The sequence below is a fragment of the Solibacillus sp. FSL R5-0691 genome, from assembly GCF_037974225.1.
In the GTDB taxonomy this organism is placed as follows: domain Bacteria; phylum Bacillota; class Bacilli; order Bacillales_A; family Planococcaceae; genus Solibacillus.
In genome coordinates this window covers 2,377,120-2,401,614 of sequence record NZ_CP150231.1, presented here as the reverse complement: position 1 = coordinate 2,401,614, position 24,495 = coordinate 2,377,120, and the positions used below count along the sequence as shown (strand labels likewise).

Below are 24,495 nucleotides of genomic sequence, written 5' to 3'. Positions count from 1 at the left end.
TTATGGGGATTAAGATTACGGGCTTAAACAAACTGAAACAATTATCGAAAGGGTTAGAAGAAGTATCTAATACTAAGTCTATACCGATAACGGAGCTATTAACAAATAGTTTTTTAGCGAAGAATACTAGATTTTCAAATTTTAGTGGATTTGAAAGTAGTGAGATCTTTAAGAAGTATAAAGATATTGAAGACATACCTGATCAAGAGATGGACGAATTCATTATGAATTATTCTGATTTTACTTCATGGGAAAATATGCTTCATAGTGCCACAGAGGAATACATTAAGAATAAACTTAACTTTTAAAAATAATTGCTTTATTGATGAAGATGTTTAAAGAGAAGGGAGGATTATGTATTAAAATCATCCTTCTCTTTTTGATTAGTTGATGAATAACTGTTTAAATATTGATTTGGTTTTGTTCGAGTCTTCTTCACGCAATTCGCTTACTAAATGTGAATATGTACCAATGGTTGTGTCTAGATTATTGTGCCCTAAGCGTTCGGAAATATATACTATTGAAACACGTTGGTAAAGTAATATACTCGCATGTGTATGGCGTAATCCGTGAAATGAAATAACCGGTGAAATATTTAAACGTTTTAAAATAGCACGTAAAACGTCGTTAATTCGATCATTTGTTATAATTTTTCCAATTTCATTTTTATAAAAAATAATTTTTAAATGATTTTCTATTATGTAACTCTCGTTATTCTTTAAGTCCTCAAAAAGATCCAGTGTGAATTTATCGAGAGTAATAGTACGTGAAACTTTATATAGGCTAAATTTAGATACATTCTTAAGAACATTTGTAGTAAGTTCTTGATGTTTATATTCAAGTTGCTTATTAACCGTAATACAACCGTTAACAAAATCAAAATCAGTCCATTGTAATGCTAATATTTCCGCGTAACGCATGCCGGTTGTTAATGCTAAAATTAACATATAGTTTTCTAAACCTAATTCAATATTATCTACAAGGTATTTTAATAATTTCTGACTATCGCTATAATTGATGAATTTTTCCTCATGTTTTTTAGGTGCTATTCCTGAAACAATAACCTTACGGGTGAAATCTTTTTTTAGTAAATCATCCTCCAGGGCATCAGTTACACAAGCGCGGATATGTTTGTGGGTTTTAGATACTGTACCATGATTAAGTGACTCTCCTAACTTTGAGATAAATTCTTGATATTCAAATCTAGTAATATTATGAATAGCTTTATCACCAAAAAAATTAGCAATTTTACTTTCAGTGGCTTTATAAGCAGCGATAGTAGTCTTTGAATAATCTTTTTTGAATGTAGTGTACCACCGATGAAAATAAGCATGAAAAGGCTGTTTTCTCACTATCGCTATATTTCCTTCTAATATCTCCGTTTCCACAAGTGTTGCAGCATTTTTAGCCTCTGTTTTAGTCTTAAAGCCACTTTTACGAAGTGTTTTATGTTTACCGTCTTTATCCTTATAACTAACAGTATATTGCCAGGATTGCCCCCTTTTCTGGAAGCTAGCCATAAGCATCAGTCCTTTCAAAATGAATTACAAAGAGTTTATTTTAATTGTTGAATATGGTCAAAAAATGAAAGTTAGTTATTATGAATATCTGCAAAGTGATCTTCTAAAAACTTAGCCATTTTAGTTGCTTGAAAGCACCATTGTTGACCTTTCTTTACTGGATAAAAAACAAACCCCTTATTTTTAACATCAAGCAATGATTTGTATTTAGGGTTGTAGAGTAGATTTTGAGTTATCCAATCACGTTTTTTATTAATACGTTTTTCTAAGTCAGACATACTCCAATAGCAACCTTCAAGTTCGTTATCTTTTAATTCTTTGTATTCAATGAGATCTACTATAATTTTATCCTCCGGTATTGGGATTATTAATTGTGATGTTAAATACTGCATATTACGTTACTCCTTAGCTAATTTATAGTTTGAAGTAAACAAAAAAGCACCACGAAATAAACCCGAACAGTCGAGTTTACATCGTGGTGCTTCCACTTTTAAATGTTAATATTTACTTCTTGAGAAATACAATAGCATAGAGAAAAAAATTTTACAATAACTATTTTTAAAGAAAGTACTATCTAAATTCAATATATTAGATAAAAGAATACCATAGTTTAGGTTTATTATACTTACATGTTTTTTTATAAGCTTGCATTAAATTAAATATTATTTTATAGTTAATGCATTATTTTTTATTCTTATTTTACTTATTTTATTAAGTTATTCCTCAGGAAAAACTCTTTTTAGAGAAACTATTCATTTTATGAATTAGAGTTTCTCAAATTACATTTTCATGTATGGGATAGGTCTGTTCATTTTGAAAGACTGGTCCTGATAAGAGTTGAATCTAATAAAAATTCAGGCTCGAAAAATTATTATTATAATTTTTCGAGCCTTTTTATATATAAATTTGACAAATAGTTCTTTTAGTAAAACAGTTATTTATTTGATAGGGTATCGAGCCGACGTTCCCCGCGATTGAACAGGGCATTTAAAGGAGTGGAATATATAAGAAAAGGCAGGAGTAAAAACACACTAGAGTTTGAAGTTAAACTGATTATTAAAAATTTTAGTCACATCGGTAGTTCAAAAAAGGAGGCTAGAGAAAACTCTACAAAGGCAATTCATAGCTATAAGCAGCAGAAGAAAGTATTAACTGCCGCGCTTGATTTTATAAGGTTTTCTAAAGAAAAACATCAAATAAAAAATTTAGAGAATCTAAATAATTCGATTTATAAATCTTATATAGGCGAGCAAAGTAAGAAAGGTTTAAAAAACGGGTCAATCGTCGATTTAGAAACTTGCTTGCAGCTATTTCAGTTTGCTCTGACTCGGAACTATAAAAATAGAGGTAAAACAAAACCAATATTCTTTTATGGAAGGTTAGTCAAGAAAGAGAAAAGCACGGTAGTTGATAGATCTATTTCATATGAAGACTACATACTTATAAGAGATACGGTAAGTAAACGGGTCTCTTTAGCGGTTTTTCTAATGTTTGAATTCGGTTTAAGGCTGAAAGAAGTTTCGAATATTAAAGTCAAACACTTTGATTTAAAGAACAATCAAATTTATATACCAGCTGGTGAAGGGGCGGGAGTTACAAAGGGAGGAAGATATAGAGTTATTCCTTTAGAAAGTGATAAAGATATTAAATTAATTTTAAATATAGCTGATAAAGCAGAAAACGATAAGGTTATTGAAATTAGCTATGAAACAATCAGAAAAAGCGTGCGTAATGCTTATAATAAAGCGCGGATTTCTTCTTGTGATAAAGGATGTCATCGATTTAGACATTCGTTTGCTAGAAATAGATTTAAAATGTATCTCTCTAGAATAAATGAACCAATTAATCACATTAATGATTTATTAACAAAGCTTGATTTTGAAATGAAAATTAGTAATTCTAGATATTTTTATTGCAAAGAGGGGGGATTAATTCAAATAGTTCAATTAGCTAATAAGGTGTTAGATGAGCTAGGGCATACGAAGAGCGAACCTTTAGAAAAATCGATTAGACGGGATTTATATCTAGTGTATTTAGCAGGAACTAAACTATAAATTTAACGTAAGGTGGGTAAAAGATGGAGGGTAAAAAGAAAGTGGAGAATGTTTTGGATTGGTACTTTACTGGAAAAGCAGAAGATAAGGGAGAGAGAATTAATTCATGTGATTTATGTAATACTGCAATTAGATATGTTTATTACATTAAAAATAAATTTACAGGTGAAATACTGGGTGTAGGTTCTGATTGCATAGAAAGGTTTAATGTTACCATGATGAAAGATGGCGTAAGGTCGTCTAGGTTAGAAACCCTTAAAGAAGTTAATAAATATAAATATCGTTTTAAAAAAGAAAATGCCAACCAATATGTATTTAATACAATAGATAAACTAAGTTGGCCGAATATTGGTTCGTATAAAAAGGATTATAGTGATAATGGCTATTTTACTCCAGAGCAGAGCTATGCGTTATTTAACTATCTTGATAAGCAAGGCACGGTATATGACAAGAAGAAATTTAAGATTTATGTAGATACGAAAAAAAATATGAATAAGTTTACATATCGTAAATTTAAAGTGATCGAAGATGCCTTAACGGATAATCAGAAGAAAGAATGTAAGAAGTTTTTATTTAATGATTAATTCATTATCAGAGTCAAAAAAACTTCCTTTTTAGACGTTGATAATTCATCGATTTTTGCCAAATTTTATTAGTTCAGTTTAAATTGATTTATAACGAATATAGGAGTGATTGATGGTGTTTGTTAAGAGTAGTCCAATAATTCCCTTAGATAAATTAAGAACTGATTTTAAAGTAGAAGAATCGATTGCACAAGTAATTAATCGTAAGAAAGCTATGTATTATTCGGATTTTAAGAAGTTCGTTAGCTTTTGTGAAGCTGAATATCGAAACCAAGATTTCGATTCAATGGAAAAATATTTACATCAATTAATAACTGTAAAGGGGATTAAGTACTCAACATTTAACAGACGTGCAGCGGGTATTAAATTCTATTTATCTACGGTATTTAACCTGGAACAAACTTCTTTGCAGAAAAAAAGACTTCAAATAATTCGGCAATTATATAATACAGAAGAATATTTAAGATTAAAGCCAATGCGCGGTGTCCGCGCTGAAAATCAAGAAGAAGTCATTGCGCTTATAAATAAGTTCAATACAAATAATAAGTCCGAGATTCGTAAGCGAGCTATTTGCTATTTAAATTTAATTACGGCTAATAGGCCATCTGAAATGGTTAGGTTAAAAGTTTCAGATATTGATTTAATTAATAGGAAAGTTTGGGTAATGTTGAAGAAACAAGGTGAAATGAAAGAAAAAAGTTTAACATTGGAATGTAGTTTAGCTATAGAAAAGTATATTAAAGCCTTTAAGCTTAATAAGAATAATTATCTTGTAGGTTCAATTGATAAATGGGGGAATTATAAAAATAAAATGATAAGTGAAAGGAGCTATAATAGACTAATTCACCAATGGCTTGGTTTTCCACCTTATACTTTTAGAAAAACTCAAATAACTAGTATGTACAACAAAAGTGCTGATCTTGTAACAATAGCTAAACAATCTGGGCATAGATCTCTGCAAACAATTACCGAGCATTATATAGAAGTAGATTGTAGTGAAGTTGAGAAATACTTGTAGAATTAATAAATGGTGATATGAGACCATATAGAATATAATGAAGTTAATATTTTATATGGCAAGGGGTGTAAAGATGGCAGATATACATAATGAAAATAATGATCAAATGGAGTTATTTGAAGCAGAAATTTTAGATGTTGAGGAAGAAGGAAATAAATTAGATTACTTATCCGAAGAAGAACGACATGTGAATATAGAAAAGGCGACTTATTCTGTTTTTGAAATTTATCGTCGGTATAAAAGGGGAGATATTATTGTAAAACCTTTTTATCAACGAAACCCAGTCTGGCCGAATTCTAAGAAGTCTAAATTGATTGAGTCTGTAATAAGAAATATTCCTATCCCTTCATTTTATTTTGCTGAACTTGATGATGGTAAATGGGAGGTAGTAGACGGACAACAAAGGCTGAGAGCATTCTTTGAATTTATTAATAATGAGTACAGACTATCGTCCCTTCCTGTATTAACAGATTTGAATAGGAAGTATTTCAAAGATTTAACATCTCAAGGAAGGAAAATAGAGGATTATATCCTTCATATATTTATAATTAAGAAAAATTCTCATCCAGATATTAGATTTGATATATTTGAAAGAATCAATGAAGGTGCTACTCAGTTAAATGCACAAGAATTAAGGAATAGTATGTATAGAAATGGACAAAATGAGATTTTGAAGAAACTTTCAAAAAAAGCTTCTTTTATAAAATTAACCAAAGGTAAATTGTCTGAAAAACGTTTAAAGAATGAGGAAGCAGTATTACGTTTTTTATCTTTTTGTGTTAAAGACTATGATACTGATTATAATGGAAATATGAATGCGTTTTTAAATGATACAATGGAAAAATTCTATGAGTATTTTAACCAAGATACTACTATCTGGGAAGAACATTTTAATGAAACTATGGAAGTGATTTTTCAAGTATTAGGTCCTAAGGCATTTATTAGAAATAATGGAAGGGTAATAAATATGTCTTTATTTGATGTATTAACATACTCATTTTCAATATATAATCCTAAAGTTTTATTAAAGAATAAAGACAAGATTAAGGCTCTTTATGATGACTTAACTACAAATAATGATGAATTTATAAAATCAATTTCTACGAATACTTTAGCTAAGAGGACTGTTCATTGTAGGTTTGAAATATGGTTAACCAAAATGGAAGAAATTATTGAGGAGGAGTCACATGATTAATAGTTTCAATGTAAGGAATTACAAATGTTATGATGAAAGTAGTTATTTTGACTTACCTGGACTTACTCTAGTATCTGGAACAAATAACTCTGGTAAATCCTCTTTCTTACAAGCTTTGTATTTGTTAGCACAGAATAAATCTAGACATTTTCCTGTTTTAACATTGAATGAAGAATTGAATTTAGGTTCATTTTCAAGAATTCTTAATAAAAATGCTTTGAATACAGACGGAATTGAATTGGGGTATTCAGTAGACAAAGCAGTGTTAAAAGAATTTGATTTGAACTATCTTGAGTTTTTTTATATATATAAGAACCCTAACTTATATGACAATATTACAATTTTTGATATACAAGATTACCCTATATTAGATTCTTTAGAAGTTAATTATTCAGAATCTGGTTCAGATAAAATGAGTATTTTAAGTTTTAAACTTGAAGACTTGTCTGGAAGATATATTTATAGTGTAAAGGGAGATAAAGATGTAGGTTATTGTGAAATGCCTAATCTAATACCTTCGGCGATTATTTGTAAGGGACTGGATATGTTAGATAGAACTATCGGTTCGAATATTTACGAAAAAATTAGAAATGTAATGTTAAAAATCGATTCAAATAAAATTCATTATATTAAAGCATTAAGATTACAAGATTTTATTTCTGAAAATAATTCTTTGGATCAAAAGTTAGGGTTATCTGGAGAATTTACTGCAGAAGTAATTAATAAGAAATGGGATACTATAGTTGATTTTGAGTATAAGAGTAAAAAAGTTCAATTTGGAGAAATATTTACTATTTGGATAAAGAAAATGTTGGGAGAACAATATACGATAAGCTCTAAAAAAGTAGAGAAAGATTTGTATAATATTATAATAGGAAATAAAGATTCGGGGATGGAGTTAACTTTAGATCAAGTAGGTTTTGGTATATCTCAAATTTTGCCTATCATTACCATGATTTTAAGTAGTAAAAAGAATGATATTATTTTGATAGAAAATCCTGAAGTACATTTACATCCCAAATTACAATCTTTATTTATAGATTTATGTTTAGCAGCAATTAATCAAAATCGTAAGCTAATTATTGAAACGCATAGTGAGCACATGATTAATAGATTAAGAAGAAATATTAAAGAAAATCCTAATTTACTTGAATATGTAAACGTGTACTTTTTTGAATCAGATAGTAATGGTACTAATGTAACTGAGGTTCAGATTGATTCTAATGGCAAAATAGAGTATTGGCCAAAAGATTTCTTTGACCAAAGTTATTTAGATTTAATGGGATTGATTAACAATGAATAAGTTCATACTTAATCATGGGTGTTTTGTTGATATTCAAAAGGATTTTGTTTTAGAACGTTTCAAAGAGCTTACTATGTTGATTAACTTTTTAAGAGAGAAAGATTGCGTAATAAGTATAACGGAAGATTTGTGGAGTATTAATGTAGAAGGATCTACTCTGCAGAAATTAGTTCATGAACGAATGGAAAAAGATACAACTTTAGTTACCATTATTACAGTAATGAACTCTGGACCATACTTTCAATTTGTACAGAATTTTGATGGATATGAGGAATTAATAACGAATCCAAAAGTTTTGAAAAATACATTTGAATATAATTATTTATATTCAAATGTTTTAGATAATTGCTTCCCTATTATTTCTTTTGAAAATCCGAAATACATAACAGAAGATAATTATGTTTATAATGTTAATGGTTTAAATGGGGATATTAGCAATTATCTTGGATTAAGTAAGCTAGAGGAGTATTTTCTAAATAGCTTAAGGTTTTCGAACATTTCAGAAGTTTTCGAGAAAATTAATGAGGAATTTCCAAATATAAAAATACTTTCTTCAGCTATAAAGAGTGCACAAAGACATAATTTTCAAGGGAATCAATACAAGGTATATGAAGCTTTTAAGGGCTTGAATAATTTTGAAAGATTACCTGCTATGTCGGGGGAACAAAGAGAAGAAAGATTTTATGAAGCTACAAAAATGAAAATTTCTCCTGAAACAAAGGCAACTATGGATGTAGACAGATATAAGAAACAAAGAACTTTTAGTATCCCAGGTAAGCAATCAGAAATATTTGAATGGCATGTTAAAATTGGTAACAATACACGCATTCATTATTATTTTGATGAAGAAGATGATATTATTTATATAGGGCATTGTGGTAAACATTTGGGTACAGTTAGTTATAAATCTTAATATAAAAAGTTTACACAAATTTTACACAAACAAATAATTAATCTAGTATTATCAAAGGTTTTATGGACTATACTACGTCCTCCTGGGACGTAAAAAGTGATTATGGTCAACATAATACAAAAAAGAAAACTGCCCGAAACCTTGTAAATTAGGTTTCGGGCAGTTTTTTTTAGATGAATTTTGAATATCGTATTTTAAAGCATACAAAATTGAATTATGAAGTGTACAAAATGTGTGCATGGTGAACAAAGTGCGATTGAAAGAAATCATTAGAAGCTTGGAATCTTCTTATTTGTAATTTGTTCATAAATCTAATTACAAAATTACATAGGCAATTGCACAACTTTAATTATCATTTGTGGAGAGCAAAACGAATAAACTGTCACCAAGGTAAATAACTTCGCAGAATTGTGGATATCTCCAAATGAATAAAAGTGCCTTCTGCATTTTCGTGAATTGGAATTGATGATTTCCGTTATACATGTTGTGAAATGATAAGACAGCAGAGAGGATGGGTGATTGTGAAGATTGAAATTGGTGGTGTAAGTTTTGGTATGGTGCTTGCTATCATTATTTCATGGAGCGTTAATAAATCTGTGTTGTGGGCGATTATTCATGGGCTGTTCGGTTGGCTCTATGTCATTTATTATGTACTCACCATCTGAAATTTTTAACTGTAGTGAATTAATTGAGCCACATGTTATTGGTGTGGCTTTTTATTTAATCGAATTTATACTCCCATGAAACAGGTCGACCAGTACTTCTGGCTGACCTTTTCATTTGAACGGATTATGATTAATAGGATTTACCGGCAATAGAATCCAGTTTCGCATAAAGTCATTTCAATGCGATATTTTCAATATACAGGTCAACATCTTTCATCAATTGTTTAAATAAGATTCTATTTTTCTTTTTTATATTTATTCTTTTTCGTGCAGATTTTAAAGAGAATTCTTCATGAACAATACAGCTTCTGAGGTTCGCCAATAACTTAGTATTATTCTTGAAAGTTAAGTGATCTCCCAGTTTTCTTTCTAAATCAAGAATTATGTTCATGTCGGACTTATTTTTGTATTTATGCTTAAAATAAACTTTATAAATGTCTTTTAGCAGTTGTTCGGTTAATGAATACAATTCGACTGTGAGTGTTGCATATTTCCGGTCCCTGCGGCGTCCATAAAACTCCTCCAACTCATAATCGCTCAATAAGTCCACCCATTTAAAAGCACCTGATTGATTCGATGTATTTTTTACAATTTGCTGAAATTCTTTTTCGATCAAGCAAAGATCCGCAAATGCATGGTCTTTTAATTTTTTGATTTCTTTCTTCTTACTCATCTCAAACACTTCCTTCCAACGATTTAATTTAACAGTAAAGGGGGAGGCACATTCACTTACAAACCCCCTAAGCACTAAGTTATCTATTTTCTTACCCGAATTTTTATATTAATCAACTATTTTTTGAGTCATTCAAAGAAGTAAAGGATTTCAGTAGTTGTGCAATTTATCCTGTAATGGCCGTAGAATGTTTTATTTAATATGGAACATGGGAAAACACAAGGCATAGGAGGGATAATGATGGATTATAATTTATTTGGCAACTCAGGTATGAATGTTTCTAAATATGCATTAGGTACAGTGATGTTCAGTACAAACGGTCTTGAAGACGCGGGGGCGATGGATCAGGCAACCGCAAATTATATGGTGGATTATGCAATGGATCAAGGCATCAACCATTTTGATACAGCCAATATGTATGCGAAAGGTGATGCGGAAGTTATTTTTGGCAATGCGATACGTGATAAACGCCAGGATATGATCATCAGCAGTAAAAAAGGATTTCAGCTGATAGATAAACCAACCGATACGGGAGCTTTAATCAATGTTGATTCATCGATAGATGCGCTATTAAAAAGACTTGGCACGGACTATATTGATCTATATTATGTACATTGTTGGGATGGTCAAGTAGACGTTAGTGAAACGGTCCAAGAGATGAATGACTTAATTAAAAAAGGGAAAATTCGTCATTGGGGTGTAGCCGATTACAACGGCTGGGCGCTTGCGAAGACACATACGTGGGCAGTAGAAAATAATATGATACCGCCAATTGCTCAGCAAATCTATTACACACCGGAATCTCGTGAAGCAGAGTACGAAATTTTGCCGGCCGGTAAAGAATTGGGCATTGCTAATAGTATTAGGTCTCCACTTGGTGAGGGGCTGCTTACTGGTAAATTTACAAGAAACAAAATGTTCGAACCAGGTACAAGACAAGAAAATGGCTGGCCGGAAACATATATTAAAAATCCGGATTTGTTTTATAATCTAATCGATTTATTGCAAGATGTTGCGTCTAAACATAAAGCGACAGTAGCGCAAGTTGTTCTTGCATGGCTGCGTGATCGACCAAATGTAGATTCAATTATCTTGTCTGCAAGAACAAAAGAACAGTTGCATGAGAATATAGCATCCTATAATTTAAAATTAACAAACGAGGATATTTCACAAATTAATAACTTAACAGCACTGGAACCTATTTATCCATCATGGCACCGTGCTATGAATACATTGGATAGAGCTTCAAATGCAGAAAAGGTCTATTTAGACGAATACATTAAGTTGATGGATAGAAAAAATAAGACCGGCTTATAATTAACGACTTCTAGCAAAATAAAAAAATATAATCAGATAATTCCAATAAAACTAGTTGACATTTAAATCCGTTTTATTTATTATTAATTTCAATATATGGCTTAGCAAGCTCACTAGAGATACTAGAGGCTCCCTTATCTAATTGATAAGGGAGCCTTTTGTTTTAACTGAAAGGGGGATTAACTAATTGTGAGTGGACGATTCATATAAAAAAATTTTTGCAATAATCATACTATTATAATTGGAATTGTATGAAATTGGAGGGTTAACAATGGAAAAGATCAAGTTTGAAAAAGTCTCCAAAAACTTCTTAGTCCGAGATGAAAACAAAAAAGGGGCACAACGTGAATTTACCGCTATTCAAGGCATTGACTTCTCAGTAAAGGAGGGTGAATTCATTACTTTAGTAGGGCCGAGTGGATGTGGAAAATCTACATTACTCGATTTGTTGACAGGTTTAACGAGCCCGACAAAAGGCAGGATTCTTATTGATGGTCGTGAAATTAACGGACCAGGACTGGACCGTGGGATTGTCTTTCAACAATATGCATTATTTCCATGGAAAACTGCACGCGGCAACATTGAATTTGGGTTAGAAGCGAAAGGTATTCCGAAAAAGGAGTGGCAAGAAAGAACCGACTATTATTTGGACCTAGTAGGCTTGAAAAACTATTCTGATCGCTATCCGCATGAATTATCAGGCGGGATGAAGCAGCGAGTAGCAATTGCGCGGAGTTTAGCATTCAATCCAGATGTATTATTAATGGACGAACCATTTGCCGCATTAGATGCGCAAACTCGTGAAACTTTACAAACGGAATTATTGCGCATTTGGAAGAAGACAGGTAAGACAATTATTTTCATTACCCATGGAATTGATGAGGCCGTGTACTTAGGAGAACGGGTTGTTGTTCTTTCAGCCAATCCCGGTACTGTCAAAAAGATTATAGATATTCCATTGAACAATCGTTTAGCAGACGCAGATATTAAATCAAACCCTGCATTCGTAAAAGCGAGGCATGAGGTTTGGAGTTTATTGCATGAACCGGAATATCAAGGCGCACACATTTAAGAAGGGGGTTTTTAGATGGTAACACTAAATAAACCGACGCAAATCGAAGAACCGAATAAACGACATAGGGCTTCCGGAAAATCACTTTCAATCATAATAAAAGCCTTTAAGAAATCAATCGTACTTATTTTGTTTGTATTATTATGGGAGCTGGCCCCACAGCTAGATTTTGTAGACAAGACATTTTTACCGCCATTTTCCGAGGTCATTCTTGCTTGGTGGGACCTATTTATAACAGGAGAAATATGGAGACATTTTGAGGCGAGTATTTTACGCTCACTTTTTGGCTTTGCATTAGCATTAGTCATAGCGATACCATTAGGTCTGCTAATTGGATGGTATCCGTTAGCAAGAGAGTTACTAACACCAATCTTGGAGCTATTCCGTAACACAGCAGCATTAGCGCTGTTACCAGTATTTATTTTACTGTTAGGGATTGGTGAAGTTTCTAAAATATCAATTGTCTTATATGCATGTACTTGGCCCGTTTTATTAAATACTATTTCTGCTGTAAAAAATGTGGATCCATTATTAATTAAATCAGCTCGCTCAATGAATATTTCTTCCTTTAAATTGTTTTACAAAGTTATTTTACCTGCGTCGGTCCCGACGATTTTTACTGGTATTCGTATGGCGGGGACGGGTGCGATTTTAGTATTGATTGCTGCTGAGATGATTGGTGCAAAAGCGGGACTTGGTTATTTTATTACGTATTCGCAATATAATTTCCTAATAGCTGAAATGTATGCGGGCATTATTACTATTGCATTATTAGGCTTATTGATTAACTATGGCCTTTCAGGTGCAGAGCGCTACTTCTCGCGATGGAAGCAGTAAATATTTTATTTTTAACTAAAACCTACTAATTTTATTTGTTTAGTTATGTATATTGTATTTAAACAGGAAAAGGGGAATCGTAGCATGAAAAAAATTTGGTTGTTAATAGTCGTATTAAGTGTAAGTCTGGGAGCTTTAGCAGCGTGCTCAAAAAATGATTCACGGAGTACAGCAAGCGCAAATGGTCAAGATCGAGTTATACAATATCAAAGCACACCAGGAAATGTAATATTCCCTGAATTAGCGGAGGCCCTTGGTTATCTGGGGGATTTAGAGCTGGAAAAAGTAAGTGATATGGTCGGCGGTCCAGAAAGTATTCAACTAACAGCAACAGGCGAAAACGATTTCGGTTCAGCATTTAACGGTGCCATTATTAAATCCTATGCACAAGGTGTAAAGATTAAATCTGTTGTAGGCTCTTACGGAAGTGATGAAAATACATTTATCGGCTATTACACATTGGACGACAGTGGCATTAAAACAGCGAAAGATTTAATCGGCAAGAAAATCGGAATGAACACTTTAGGGGCGCACTCTGAGTTTGCAGTAAAACAATTTTTACGTGATGGCGGTTTAACAGAAGATGAAATTCAAGGGGTTCAATTAGTCGTTGTACCAGGCGCAAGTGCAGAGCAAATTTTACGGGCTGGTCAAATCGATGTTATAGCACTTAGCGGTATCGGGAAAGAACGCGCTTTAGAAACTGGCGGCATTTATCCGGTATTTAAAGATACCGATTTATTTGGTGAATTTACAGCAGGCGAATTCTTTTTTACTGAAAAGTATATTGAAGAAAATCCTGACACAGTTAAAACATTTGTAGAAGGAGTTTCGAAAGCAATTGAATGGGCTAGAACAACACCCCGTGAAGAAGTCATTGCAAAATTTGAGGAAATTGTTTCTGCACGTGAAGGTAGTGAAACAACGGAAAATTTAAAATACTGGAAGAGTACAGGTATTGCTGAAGAAGGTGGAAAAATTGCAGAAAAGGAATTCCAAATCTGGATCGATTGGTTAGTGGAGAATGGTGATTTACCAAAGGGTCAAGTGAAGTTAGAGAATCTATTCACAAATGAATACAATCCATATGCCAAATAAATTTTTTAACTAAATTTAACGAAAAAAGGAGAATATTAAAATGACAAAAAGACAATTAAGTTTAGGTGCGTTTATTAATCTGCCGGGTCACCATGTTGCGAGCTGGAGACATCCCGAAACCGAAGTTCGTAAAGTAACAGATTTAGCCTATTTAACAGAAATCGCACAAGTTGCGGAGCGCGGTAAGTTTGATAATTTATTTTTTGCAGATGTATTTGGTCAACCGATTTTAGAAAATGCACACTCAGGATTGAAGCTGGATCCGGTCGTGATTATTTCTGCATTAGTTGCTGTTACGAAAAATATCGGTTTAACAGCAACATTAACAACATCATATAATGAACCGTTTCATGTAGCACGTAAGTTTGCAGCAATTGATCATTTATCAAACGGCCGTGCAGCCTGGAATGTTGTCACTTCAGCCAATGAGCGAGAGGCATTGCTGTTTGGCCGTGATGCACACTTTCAACACGCAGAACGTTATGAGCGTGCTGATGAATTTGTAGATGTTGTGAAAAAGCTATGGTATTCGATAGATGAAGAGGCATTGGTAATTGACAAGGAAAATAGTCATTATTACAACTTAAATAAAGTGACTGAAATAAATCATGAGGGGAAATTCTTTAAACTGAAAGGAACACTGGATGCGCCGTCCACACCACAAGGCCATCCGGTAATCGTACAGGCAGGCTCTTCGGAGGCAGGAAAAGAGCTGGCTGCGAAAACAGCTGAAGTTATTTTTACAGCATGGCAAACACTGGAGGATGCACAAGCATTTTATAAAGATGTTAAAGGCCGTTTAGCAAAATACGGTCGTAATCCTGAAGACCTTAAAATATTGCCAGGGGCTTTCATTGTTGTAGCTGAAACAGAAGAGGAAGCAATTGCGAAACACCAGCAATTAAATAACTATATCACGCCAGAAGTAGGGTTGGCTTATCTATCCGGTTTTACAGGGGTAGATTTATCGGAGCACGACTTTGAAGGGCCAATTCCAGATTTTAATGGTCAGCAAATTGACGGCACGAACCCGAATATTCGAGCGAGTATTGTGAAAGGTATTGTAGAGGCAAAAAGGTTAACAACTTTGAGGGAATTATACAATAATATTGCAGGGGCTCGCGGGCATCGAGAAATTATTGGGACGCCAACTCAAGTCGCCGATCAGTTGCAGGAATGGTTTGAAAATGAAGCGGCTGATGGTTTTAATATAATGGCACCAACTTTCCCGCAAGGCTTCAACGACATTGTAGAACTAGTAATTCCAGAACTACAGCGACGAGGAATATTTAAAACGGAGTATGCAGGTACAACATTACGTGAAAACCTTGGCTTAAAACGTCCGGTTAATCCATATATACAGCAAAAAGTTCCACTTTAATCTGTAATTTAGCGTTTCTGATAATTTAAAAGCACTTCAGTTTCTAATGTACTTAGAACCTGAAGTGCTTTGTTTGTGAGAAACAGATAACTGAGTTACGATTAATATAATTAAATACTATTAAATCGCCAACAACTCCACACTTTCCTTTGCATCAAGCTGCTCGATCATCTCTACCCATGCATCTGGCTTTTCCGGCAATACTGCATAGTACGTCTTTAAAAACGTCGCAATCAGTGATGCATTTAACTCGGTTTGTTCGTAGTCAGCGGGCATAAAGCATAGATCAAGTCCGCTTACAGCTGTCCCGTCCAACTGCCATGATGGATGGACGTACGGGAAGTTTAGCCGTTTATAGCCTAAATGTGATAACACTTCACGGCGGACGAACGGGTCCATTGGTTTTACTCCGCCAAAGCCGTGATCGTCTACACGATACGGGTCATAGATTTCTGCAAACATGCCCGCCATTTGCTTGTTGTTTTCCTGTGCCAATGCTTGTAAATCTGCCGCACGTTTTGTTGCTAAAAAACGACCGACGCCAATCCCTTCTCGGCCGATAATTGTAAAATCGGTCATGCCAACATTCAAATCTTTATAATAGCGGTACTCTGTTGTCCCAACGACTTCACCTTCATGGACAGCGACAAATACGCGAATGCTTGGATCTTCCAGCGGTTCTTTCCATAAATCAAATGCTAATACTTCCTCCGGTGGAAACACCGTTTTTAATAGTTCATACATATCTGCAAACAGTGGATCGGTAATTGATGTTATGCGATTATAATCCATTAATAAGCCTCCTTGATTTGGACGAAAGGATTGCGCCATTCCATTAATACACCATAATGATGCGACTCTTCATCCTCTAAATATTGGGGTACAACTTGTATCGGCATGCGACCGCAGCGTAGTAGAAACGAAATGACCTGGTCGTGTATTTCACCACGCAAAACGGCTTCGATATACGCTTCTGGTGAAAGCTGGTCGGCATGGTGATGATAATTCGGCATGCGGCTGCCGCCAAGCAGACGAACGCGCTTTTTCTCAATGACGATTTCGTACATCGAAAGCATGAGCCATTTACCAAGCCCTAAACTGCGATAAGCTGGGCGCACACAAAGATCAACAATGTAGAGCGTATCGCCATTTGGATTATGAGTTCGAATATAGCCGTTATCGGTTATGTCCTCCCACGTATGTATGGGATCGTTTGGGTCAAAATCAACGAGCAAAGACGTCATGGAACCGACGAGTTGGCCATCCACTTCAATGCAAAGTGTACCTTCCGGGAAATGTGTAACATGACTTATAAGCTGTTCTTCACTCCACCATAGTTCTGAAGGAAATGGGGGAGGAAAGCAATCCTGTTGAATACGGATAAGGGCATCAAAATCTGCAGGCGTGTAATTCCGGATTGTCGCAAGGATTGGCTTGCTGTCTTGAAACACATAAAACTGTTTACGGTACATTGATAAAACTGCTTTCCCAGTCATTGTACAAATCGGTACGACGGTCACGCCACGTTGTTACTGAGCCCTTTTCGCGTACTTGATAAAGCAGTGCCAGATCTAAATCCCCCGTAACAACCATATCGTTATTGAGCTCTCCTTCAACGACGATGCCACGCGGTGGGAACGGGACATCATTTGGTGCAATAATCGCGGACTGTCCAAAATTCAAGCGCATAAAATCAATGGTAGGAAGCGACCCGACAGTAGAAGCGGTAACGACATATACTTGGTTTTCAATAGCGCGGGCATGACTTGTATATCGAACACGATGGAAGCCGTGGCGATCATCGGTACAAGATGGGCAAAAGATAACATCTGCGCCACGAGCTTTTGCCATTCGTACGATTTCAGGGAACTCGATATCGTAACACGTTAAAATTGCAATTCTACCTTTTTCTGTATCAAAAAGGTGTAACTCATCACCTGCCGCCATGTTCCACTCGTTTACCTCGGTTGGGGTAATATGAAGTTTCGCCTGTGTGGCAACCGTGCCATCCGGATAAAATAAGTGAGCGACATTGTAGAGTTTGTCATTGTTCCGTATGACATGGGTACTGCCGATAATATGCGTCTTTGTTTTAACAGCTAAACTTGTAAATAAATCAAGGTACTGCACTGTAAAAGTCAGGAAGCTCATTGATGGAAAGTGGTTCTCCTTTATCGTTGCCTATTGATAACAGCTGCGTAGTAAAAAATTCAGGGAATAAAATAAAATCCGTTTCAAACTCTAGGGAAGCCCGCACGTAATGGTCTACTTGCTGAGCAAAATCCTCAAATGATCGAATCGTATGAAGATGGTATTGAACCGTTGATACACGTAGTTTCATATGGACCTCCTTGCTATTTTTACATAATATTACCAATATATTACTAGCGATAATAGTATGTTTTTCAGTTTATTTCAATGCGTATGTGGAAATGCATCCGTAACTCATGTATATTGTGAAGATTTTCACTTATACTAACGTGGCAAAATCCTTAAATAGAAGAAAATCATTATAGGAAAAATAAAAAAATGATATTTATGGTAATAAAATGACGAATCAAGGGTACTAAGTGTTATATGTACATGCAACAAAGTAAGACGCGTGACATTTTCAGTGAAATTTAATGCATGTAACGTTGGAAAGGATGATACTTATGGATAAAAAATGGAATAAGCAGTTTATTGGTGGCGAATGGAGAGAAGGAAACAGCGAAAAAGTATACGTAGACCAGAATCCTTACAACGAGGAAACGATTGCGGAAATACGGTTGGCAAATGTAAAGGATATAGATGAGGCCTATCAAGCAGCCAAAGAAGCGCAAAAAGAATGGGAACAGGTTAATGCTTATCAAAGACAAGCAATTATAGAAAAAGCTGCCCAAATTGTTGAGCAAAGAAGAGAAGAAATCGTTCAGATTTTAGTTGAAGAAAATGGGGCTTCCCATACGAAAGCCAATATTGAAATTAGTGGCGCAATTGGCATTATGAAAGAAGCGGCTACATTCCCGCTCCGGATGCATGGGAAAATCATGCCATCCATCATTCCGGGAAAAGAGAACCGCGTATATCATAATCCTGCGGGTGTAGTAGGGATTATTAGTCCATTTAACTTCCCGTTCCATTTAACGATGCGTTCACTGGCACCGGCTTTGGCAACAGGTAATGGCGTTGTGCTTAAACCGGATTTGCAGACAATGATTTCAGGCGGACTTATTTTAGGTGAAATTTTTGAAGAGGCCGGCATCCCTAAAGGGTTGTTAAATATTACTGTTTGCAGCTCATCCGAAATTAAAGATGCATTTATTGAGCATCCTATTCCACAAATTATTTCGTTTACCGGCTCTACAGAAGTAGGACGCCATATTGGAGAGGTGTGCGGAAGAAACTTAAAACGTGTAGCGCTAGAACTTGGCGGAAACAATGTCATGCTTGTCTTGAAGGATGCGGATGTAGAAAGAGCAGCAGCTTCAGCGGCCTTCGGAAAGTTTTTAAACAGCGGGCAGATTTGTATGTCGCTAAACCGGATTGTTGTAGAACGTCCAGCGTATGAGTCGTTTATAAAAGCATTTGTGGATAGAGCATCCAAAATTAAATACGGTGATCCTAAAAATGACGATGTAGTTGTCGGTCCACTAATTAATAATAAACAAATTAATCGAATTCAACGATTAATCGACCAAAGTATCGAGAAAGGAGCAGAATACGCTTTACAAGGTGAAGTGGATGGAAATGTACTGGCTCCTACTATTTTAACGAATGTTACAAACGATATGCCGATTGCACAGGAAGAAATTTTCGGACCTGCTGTAGGGGTAATTGTTGTAGACAGTGAGGAAGAAGCAATTCGTGTTGCCAATGACAGCGACTATGGCCTGAGCGGTGCCGTTCATGCTGGTACAACAGAACATGGTGTGGAAGTGGCTAAACAAATTATTACAGGAATGATTCACGTGAATGATCAGGGAGTCAATGATGAACCGATCGTTGCCTTTGGTGGAGAAAAAGCTTCAGGTTTAGGCCGATATGGCGGCGAATGGGCAATCCATGAATTCACAACAACCAAATGGATTTCTGTTCAGACAGATCCACGAGAATATCCGTTTTAATATTCATTAAAGTAAGACCTAATCAGAATTTTTGATTAGGTCTTTTTATTTTTAGAAATATAAAGCATTCCTTTAGATAAGACTTTTGATACAGACATGATTTAGGTTTTTATATAATCAAAATTACTTGAAATGAGAAAAAATAGGAATTGAGTTGTGCTATATAAAAGGGTATTGTTAAGATAGGCTTATTGTTATAACAATAAATCAACTTTTATTTGTATAGCATATAGGTACAAAGTAAATATAATTTGGTTAAAAGAGTTAAATAACGAAAAAATGAGAAAATTAAATCATGGACATATAGAACTAATTTCCATTATCGTGTTATAATGATATATGAGCATAAGGTCTATTGGTTGGTAATGAAATTGCGAGGTAAAAAATGAAAAAAACATCATTGTTATTAGAAGAAAAGCGGTCCACAATTTTATTTTTATGGTTATTTTATGTTGTGTTTTTTGTTTATGAAATCTTTTATAATAATCTTTTTCCCACATTTCCGTGGAGCGATGTTAACACAAAGAGTACAGTTTGGTATGATTTTTTGTTTGTTAAATTTGGAGTTATGATTGCAGTAGTGCCTTTATCAATTTATTTAATAAAAATAGAGAAAACAGAGTCAGTAAAATACATATTATTTTTCTGTTATTTTTTAACTAATTTATTTTCTGATATATTCTATTATAAAGATAGTACGCTTCCATACACTAGTGGGAACATGGTAGAACTTGTAGTTATACTTTTTTCTCCAATTTTCGTAAGTAAGAAATTCACTTACTATATAACATTGGGATTACTATTGAAATATGTTTTAGTGGGTGTATTTATAAGGGATATATTGGTATTATTCCCAATTAGTATTCTAATTGTATTATCATTTATTTCATTTATACTACTTCATCGTTTTTTAAATTATATTAAAGCATTAAAGTATTCCTATGATGAACAGTTGGAAGGCATTGTAAAAGGAGTAATTGCAACGTTGGAACTGAAAGATCCCTATACTCGTGGCCATAGCGAACGAGTTGCTGCTTATGCAATGAACATGGCTGAGGCTACGGGGAGATTTAAACCCGCTGAATTAAATAATTTTTACTATGCTTGCCTATTACATGATATTGGAAAAGTTAATATACCAGATTCAATTTTAACAAAACCTGGTATGTTAACGAATGAGGAATTTGATATAATTAAGACTCACCCAGTTGTTGGAGCAGAAGCTATTCGGGATGTTGAAGGCATTGCTGATAATATTGATGTAATTTATCATCATCATGAAAGATGGGATGGTAAAGGGTATCCTGATGGACTTGCTGGAGAGAATATTCCATTTTTGGCTAGGGTAACTGCTGTAGCTGATGCATTTGACGCAATGACTTCATCCAGATCCTATCGTCCTGCACTTGAATTTGAAGTGGCATATCAACGAATTCTTGATGGTCAAGGAAGTCAATTTGACCCTCAACTGATAAAATTATTTAAGCAAATTTATCCTCAATGGGTGAATATTTCAAAAACATATCTTAAAGGTATGGATATGAGAGGGGGGGAAAAGCATGAAAATTCGGAAATTGAATAAAATTAAAGTAACTTGTTGGTGGTGCTGGTTAGTACCAAAATGATAAAGAAGTACATACTTAGGATGCTATAACTATAGCATCCTATTTTAATTTAAAGAGGAGGCTATATTTTGAATGTATCCTTACAATCTGAAATAACGTTATATCCATTATCCATTCGAAAAGATAAAAAACATTATATTGTAGAAGAGCCGATTTCAGGGGATTTCTTTGAATTGCCTGAGATTGGTGTTGATGCCATCAAACGATTGGAACAAGGGGAAGAACTTGCTACCATTGAACAGGCATTAAAAAATTCATACCCAGATGAAGAAGTGGACATTGTTGATTTTGTGGAGCAGCTGTTGGATTTGGGGTTAGTCCAAGAAGTGGATGGTGTACACGTTAAAAAAGAACTGTCTAAATCTTCATCACGTTCAGGTGGTTTCTTATGGATTCCCCAATCAGTAGGGCGTCTATTTTTTAATGAAATGATGAGCAAGGTATATTTACTCCTGCTCATTGCAAATATCATTATTCTCATACTAAATCCTGAACTTTTTCCGCATTACAAAGATATATTCCTATTCGATTCTATGGTATTGAATATTCTTGTGTACTTATCAATTTCTTTAGTTTTAATTTTAATTCATGAATTCGGACATATTCTTGCCATTCGATCACATAATTTACCGGCTAAATTAAGTATTGGAAATCGGCTCATATTTATCGTTTTTGAAACAGATCTCACTCAAGCTTGGAAGCTCGATCCCAAGAAAAGAAATACCCTGTACCTTGCCGGAATATCTTTCGAGCAGGTAATTCTTTTCATTTCATTCGGTATTATGTTTCTTTTTCCGGATGCGAGCATTATAGGAATTCTTGGGATCATCGTATTGGATATTTTCATTAAATTTATTTATCAATGCTGCTTTTATATGAAAACAGATGTTTATTATGTTGTGGAAAATTTAACGGGCTGTTATAACTTAATGGAAAGCGGCAAAATCTATTTGAATTCATTAGTTAAAAAGCATCGAAAAGATGAAAAGAATTATAAAGAGATATTCCAAAATGAATGGAATTTGATTCGCTTGTATAGTGTATTTTACATAGTTGGAGTTGTTTTAACGTTAGTTTTGGCAGTGATGTATATTGTACCGCAGCTTTATTATACGTACAATACGATTTATATGAATCTTCTCGGAGCAGGCGATCGTGCCGCGTTTTGGGATGCCATTGCATTTTCGGTAATGACCATGTTCATGCTTTTCCTGCTTGTTTTTGTAGCCAGGAAACAGAAACATGAAAACTGAGAGAAATCGCTAAACTGAGATTATTCAAGTTTAGCGATTTCTTGTTTGTTTTCCGAAAATTTAAAATTATTTTAAAAACCTACTTGACGAATAAGAATTAAATCGGTACGATACTGTTAATACTTTTAAAGTTAAGTAGTTTACTAGGGATTAAGTAAGTGAACGACTACTTTTAAAAAAATTTAATAAAGTGCTGATTAGACAACTAAAGGCGCTAAAAATACGTTTCTCTCACCAAACACATTGGAGGAGGCTGTATTTTTAGTGCCTTTTCTTTTTAACCATTGTTGAAAGGTTGTCTTGGAAGGAGGAGTTTAAAAAACGTAAGAAGTTGATAACTATTGATTGGTCATTTATTAAAACATAAAATACACGATTAACTTGAAAAAATAATAAAAAGGGAGAGGTATATATGGGAAATCCAACAATTCATCCGACAGGGGCAACAGTTTATAATCCAGAAAAGGCGGCAAGCGGTTTTACAATTTTCCAGGCAGCAAATGAAGGGGCATTACTGGTCGATATGAACGGGAAAGAGGTTCATTTATGGAAAGGGCTACGCGGCTTCCCGAACAAAGTATTTCCAGGTGGTTTTGTGCTTGGGCACACGTTTAACCGTGATCCAAAGTACGGTTTTCAAGATGAGGGCGATTTAGTACAAATTGACTTTGAGGGTAATGTTGTATGGAAATTTGACAAGCATCAGTTTATCGAAGATCCAGGTCACGAAGCAAGATGGGTTGCACGTGCACACCACGACTATCAGCGTACTGGCAGTCCTGTAGGATATCCGGCACCTGGTCAGGAGCCACAAACAACAGGTGGAAATACATTGATTTTGGTTCACCGTGATGTAGTGAATGAGAAAATCTCTAAACACCCATTATTGGATGACGCATTCATTGAGGTCGACTGGGAAGGTAATATCGTATGGGAATGGAACGCACATGAGCATTTCGATGAGCTTAACTTTAGTGAGGAAGCGAAAAAGGCAATTTATGAGGAGCCGAATCGACGTTTCTTTGGTAATCATTCTGGCGACTGGCTTCACATTAATTCTATTTCATTAGTTGGTCCGAATCGCCATTATGATAATGGTGATGAACGTTTCCATCCGGACAACATTATTTGGGATGCGCGTGAGGCAAATATTATTGCGATTACAAGTAAAGAAACAGGGAAAATCGTATGGCAACTTGGTCCGGATTATGACACACCGGAGACGAAACATTTAGGATGGATTATTGGACAGCATCATGCACATATCATCCCAAAAGGCTTGCCGGGCGAGGGCAATGTTTTAGTATTTGACAACGGAGGCTGGGGAGGATACGGCGCACCAAATCCAAATTCGGTTGACGGTAATAAAGTAGCAATCCGCGATCATTCCCGCATTTTGGAAATCGACCCGATTACACTTGAAATTGTATGGCAATATACTGGTCTTGAAGCGAAGTTTTCGGTACCAACGGATTCCTATAAATTTTACAGTCCTTATATTAGTTCGGCGCAGCGTTTGGAAAATGGCAATACGCTTATTACAGAAGGCTCGAATGGACGTATTTTTGAAGTGACGGCAGACCATGAGATTGTATGGGAATATATTTCTGCCTATAAAAATGAACGAGGGTCAAATATGGTTTACCGCGCATACCGTGTTCCATACAACTGGGTACCTCAATTGGAAACACCAGTTGAAGTTGAGATTAAGCCGATTGATGTGAAAGATTTCCGCGTGCCAAATGCAGCAGAAGGCGGTGCACATTCAGTTGCTGAGATTAAGGAAGCTTTCTCTTATGGAGAAGGAGCACTTTGCGTGGCACGTTATGATGAGACAGTGGCGAAGAAAATTACAACATAAATTATCTGAAATAATTCTTA

22 protein-coding genes and 1 pseudogene are annotated in these 24,495 nt (G+C 34.7%); 17 read left to right on the top strand and 6 right to left on the bottom strand.

Annotated elements, in window-relative coordinates:
• Positions 1–2 precede the first annotated feature (2 nt).
• Entirely contained in the window at positions 3–308 is a 306-nt protein-coding gene (locus MKY51_RS12065) for a hypothetical protein (protein WP_339172380.1), read from the top strand.
• A gap of 75 nt (positions 309–383) precedes the next feature.
• Here MKY51_RS12065 and MKY51_RS12060 read toward each other — a convergent pair whose 3' ends face one another.
• Both MKY51_RS12060 and MKY51_RS12055 read right to left on the bottom strand, forming a co-directional pair.
• Positions 384–1,520, bottom strand: coding sequence for a site-specific integrase (locus MKY51_RS12060; protein ID WP_339172379.1), 1,137 nt, complete (start codon positions 1,518–1,520; stop codon positions 384–386).
• Positions 1,521–1,591: 71 nt separating this feature from the next.
• Entirely contained in the window at positions 1,592–1,912 is a 321-nt protein-coding gene (locus tag MKY51_RS12055) for a DUF771 domain-containing protein (protein ID WP_014823173.1), read from the bottom strand.
• 603 nt (positions 1,913–2,515) lie between these two features.
• On the opposite strand from MKY51_RS12055, the gene MKY51_RS12050 reads away from it, so the two are divergent.
• The 7 genes from MKY51_RS12050 to MKY51_RS12020 all read left to right on the top strand — a co-directional run bounded on the left by MKY51_RS12050 (position 2,516) and on the right by MKY51_RS12020 (position 9,252).
• A complete protein-coding gene (locus tag MKY51_RS12050; protein ID WP_339172377.1) occupies positions 2,516–3,574 on the top strand; it encodes a site-specific integrase in 1,059 nt (352 codons plus the stop codon).
• A gap of 23 nt (positions 3,575–3,597) precedes the next feature.
• Positions 3,598–4,158: a hypothetical protein gene (locus tag MKY51_RS12045; protein ID WP_014823175.1), complete on the top strand. Its 561-nt coding sequence runs from the start codon at positions 3,598–3,600 to the stop codon at positions 4,156–4,158.
• Positions 4,159–4,270: 112 nt separating this feature from the next.
• The gene (locus tag MKY51_RS12040; protein ID WP_339172375.1) at positions 4,271–5,176 is read left to right on the top strand and encodes a site-specific integrase; all 906 of its coding nucleotides are present in this window, start codon (positions 4,271–4,273) and stop codon (positions 5,174–5,176) included.
• A gap of 73 nt (positions 5,177–5,249) precedes the next feature.
• A complete protein-coding gene (locus MKY51_RS12035) occupies positions 5,250–6,371 on the top strand; it encodes a DUF262 domain-containing protein (protein WP_339172372.1) in 1,122 nt (373 codons plus the stop codon).
• Positions 6,364–7,674, top strand: coding sequence for a DUF3696 domain-containing protein (locus MKY51_RS12030; RefSeq protein ID WP_339172370.1), 1,311 nt, complete (start codon positions 6,364–6,366; stop codon positions 7,672–7,674). Before MKY51_RS12035 ends, MKY51_RS12030 begins: the two co-directional genes overlap by 8 nt.
• Entirely contained in the window at positions 7,667–8,587 is a 921-nt protein-coding gene (locus MKY51_RS12025; protein ID WP_014823179.1) for a hypothetical protein, read from the top strand. Before MKY51_RS12030 ends, MKY51_RS12025 begins: the two co-directional genes overlap by 8 nt.
• A 521-nt stretch (positions 8,588–9,108) precedes the next feature.
• On the top strand, positions 9,109–9,252 hold the full coding sequence (locus MKY51_RS12020) for a hypothetical protein (RefSeq protein ID WP_339172367.1): 144 nt from the start codon (positions 9,109–9,111) through the stop codon (positions 9,250–9,252).
• 172 nt (positions 9,253–9,424) lie between these two features.
• Here MKY51_RS12020 and MKY51_RS12015 read toward each other — a convergent pair whose 3' ends face one another.
• On the bottom strand, positions 9,425–9,925 hold the full coding sequence (locus MKY51_RS12015) for a nucleoside-diphosphate sugar epimerase (RefSeq protein WP_339172365.1): 501 nt from the start codon (positions 9,923–9,925) through the stop codon (positions 9,425–9,427).
• A 240-nt stretch (positions 9,926–10,165) separates the two neighbouring features.
• On the opposite strand from MKY51_RS12015, the gene MKY51_RS12010 reads away from it, so the two are divergent.
• The 5 genes from MKY51_RS12010 to MKY51_RS11990 all read left to right on the top strand — a co-directional run bounded on the left by MKY51_RS12010 (position 10,166) and on the right by MKY51_RS11990 (position 15,630).
• Positions 10,166–11,242 (top strand): aldo/keto reductase, encoded by a 1,077-nt coding sequence (locus tag MKY51_RS12010; protein ID WP_339172363.1) that lies wholly within the window; start codon positions 10,166–10,168, stop codon positions 11,240–11,242.
• 271 nt (positions 11,243–11,513) lie between these two features.
• Positions 11,514–12,314 carry an ABC transporter ATP-binding protein gene (locus tag MKY51_RS12005; RefSeq protein WP_339172361.1) on the top strand — a complete coding sequence of 267 codons (801 nt, stop codon included), beginning with the start codon at positions 11,514–11,516 and terminating at the stop codon, positions 12,312–12,314.
• A gap of 15 nt (positions 12,315–12,329) precedes the next feature.
• A complete protein-coding gene (locus MKY51_RS12000) occupies positions 12,330–13,151 on the top strand; it encodes an ABC transporter permease (RefSeq protein ID WP_339172358.1) in 822 nt (273 codons plus the stop codon).
• Between the two features lie 84 nt (positions 13,152–13,235).
• Positions 13,236–14,249, top strand: a complete 1,014-nt coding sequence (locus MKY51_RS11995; protein ID WP_339172355.1) for an ABC transporter substrate-binding protein — start codon at positions 13,236–13,238, stop codon at positions 14,247–14,249.
• A gap of 40 nt (positions 14,250–14,289) precedes the next feature.
• On the top strand, positions 14,290–15,630 hold the full coding sequence (locus MKY51_RS11990) for an LLM class flavin-dependent oxidoreductase (protein WP_339172353.1): 1,341 nt from the start codon (positions 14,290–14,292) through the stop codon (positions 15,628–15,630).
• Positions 15,631–15,750: 120 nt separating this feature from the next.
• Here MKY51_RS11990 and MKY51_RS11985 read toward each other — a convergent pair whose 3' ends face one another.
• The 3 genes and pseudogenes from MKY51_RS11985 to MKY51_RS11975 all read right to left on the bottom strand — a co-directional run bounded on the left by MKY51_RS11985 (position 15,751) and on the right by MKY51_RS11975 (position 17,971).
• A complete protein-coding gene (locus MKY51_RS11985; protein WP_339172351.1) occupies positions 15,751–16,422 on the bottom strand; it encodes a GNAT family N-acetyltransferase in 672 nt (223 codons plus the stop codon).
• Positions 16,422–17,102, bottom strand: coding sequence for a GNAT family N-acetyltransferase (locus MKY51_RS11980; RefSeq protein WP_339172348.1), 681 nt, complete (start codon positions 17,100–17,102; stop codon positions 16,422–16,424). The genes MKY51_RS11985 and MKY51_RS11980 overlap by 1 nt, the downstream gene beginning before the upstream one ends.
• Positions 17,092–17,971 (bottom strand): annotated as a pseudogene (locus tag MKY51_RS11975) (carbon-nitrogen hydrolase family protein). The gene MKY51_RS11980 and the pseudogene MKY51_RS11975 overlap by 11 nt, the downstream one beginning before the upstream one ends.
• Positions 17,972–18,284: 313 nt before the next feature.
• On the opposite strand from MKY51_RS11975, the gene MKY51_RS11970 reads away from it, so the two are divergent.
• The 4 genes from MKY51_RS11970 (at position 18,285) to MKY51_RS11955 (ending at position 24,475) form a co-directional block, all read left to right on the top strand.
• Complete coding sequence (locus MKY51_RS11970; protein WP_339172346.1) at positions 18,285–19,736, top strand: aldehyde dehydrogenase family protein; 1,452 nt, start codon at positions 18,285–18,287, stop codon at positions 19,734–19,736.
• Between the two features lie 385 nt (positions 19,737–20,121).
• Entirely contained in the window at positions 20,122–21,318 is a 1,197-nt protein-coding gene (locus MKY51_RS11965; protein WP_339172344.1) for an HD-GYP domain-containing protein, read from the top strand.
• 111 nt (positions 21,319–21,429) lie between these two features.
• Complete coding sequence (locus MKY51_RS11960) at positions 21,430–22,614, top strand: PqqD family protein (RefSeq protein ID WP_339172341.1); 1,185 nt, start codon at positions 21,430–21,432, stop codon at positions 22,612–22,614.
• 412 nt (positions 22,615–23,026) lie between these two features.
• The gene (locus tag MKY51_RS11955; protein ID WP_339172339.1) at positions 23,027–24,475 is read left to right on the top strand and encodes an aryl-sulfate sulfotransferase; all 1,449 of its coding nucleotides are present in this window, start codon (positions 23,027–23,029) and stop codon (positions 24,473–24,475) included.
• The last annotated feature ends 20 nt before the right edge of the window (positions 24,476–24,495 follow it).

What these genes read in the sequence shown, in the direction of transcription:
- MKY51_RS11985 (WP_339172351.1), bottom strand. Translation starts at nt 16,422, where the DNA reads ATGGATTATAATCGCATAACATCAATTACCGATCCACTGTTTGCAGAT.
- MKY51_RS12010 (WP_339172363.1), top strand. Translation starts at nt 10,166, where the DNA reads ATGGATTATAATTTATTTGGCAACTCAGGTATGAATGTTTCTAAATAT.
- MKY51_RS12025 (WP_014823179.1), top strand. Translation starts at nt 7,667, where the DNA reads ATGAATAAGTTCATACTTAATCATGGGTGTTTTGTTGATATTCAAAAG.
- MKY51_RS12045 (WP_014823175.1), top strand. Translation starts at nt 3,598, where the DNA reads ATGGAGGGTAAAAAGAAAGTGGAGAATGTTTTGGATTGGTACTTTACT.
- MKY51_RS12030 (WP_339172370.1), top strand. Translation starts at nt 6,364, where the DNA reads ATGATTAATAGTTTCAATGTAAGGAATTACAAATGTTATGATGAAAGT.
- MKY51_RS11990 (WP_339172353.1), top strand. Translation starts at nt 14,290, where the DNA reads ATGACAAAAAGACAATTAAGTTTAGGTGCGTTTATTAATCTGCCGGGT.
- MKY51_RS12005 (WP_339172361.1), top strand. Translation starts at nt 11,514, where the DNA reads ATGGAAAAGATCAAGTTTGAAAAAGTCTCCAAAAACTTCTTAGTCCGA.
- MKY51_RS12040 (WP_339172375.1), top strand. Translation starts at nt 4,271, where the DNA reads ATGGTGTTTGTTAAGAGTAGTCCAATAATTCCCTTAGATAAATTAAGA.
- MKY51_RS11995 (WP_339172355.1), top strand. Translation starts at nt 13,236, where the DNA reads ATGAAAAAAATTTGGTTGTTAATAGTCGTATTAAGTGTAAGTCTGGGA.
- MKY51_RS12065 (WP_339172380.1), top strand. Translation starts at nt 3, where the DNA reads ATGGGGATTAAGATTACGGGCTTAAACAAACTGAAACAATTATCGAAA.
- MKY51_RS11965 (WP_339172344.1), top strand. Translation starts at nt 20,122, where the DNA reads ATGAAAAAAACATCATTGTTATTAGAAGAAAAGCGGTCCACAATTTTA.
- MKY51_RS11980 (WP_339172348.1), bottom strand. Translation starts at nt 17,102, where the DNA reads ATGTACCGTAAACAGTTTTATGTGTTTCAAGACAGCAAGCCAATCCTT.
- MKY51_RS12015 (WP_339172365.1), bottom strand. Translation starts at nt 9,925, where the DNA reads ATGAGTAAGAAGAAAGAAATCAAAAAATTAAAAGACCATGCATTTGCG.
- MKY51_RS11970 (WP_339172346.1), top strand. Translation starts at nt 18,285, where the DNA reads ATGGATAAAAAATGGAATAAGCAGTTTATTGGTGGCGAATGGAGAGAA.
- MKY51_RS12060 (WP_339172379.1), bottom strand. Translation starts at nt 1,520, where the DNA reads ATGGCTAGCTTCCAGAAAAGGGGGCAATCCTGGCAATATACTGTTAGT.
- MKY51_RS11955 (WP_339172339.1), top strand. Translation starts at nt 23,027, where the DNA reads ATGGGAAATCCAACAATTCATCCGACAGGGGCAACAGTTTATAATCCA.
- MKY51_RS12035 (WP_339172372.1), top strand. Translation starts at nt 5,250, where the DNA reads ATGGCAGATATACATAATGAAAATAATGATCAAATGGAGTTATTTGAA.
- MKY51_RS12000 (WP_339172358.1), top strand. Translation starts at nt 12,330, where the DNA reads ATGGTAACACTAAATAAACCGACGCAAATCGAAGAACCGAATAAACGA.
- MKY51_RS12055 (WP_014823173.1), bottom strand. Translation starts at nt 1,912, where the DNA reads ATGCAGTATTTAACATCACAATTAATAATCCCAATACCGGAGGATAAA.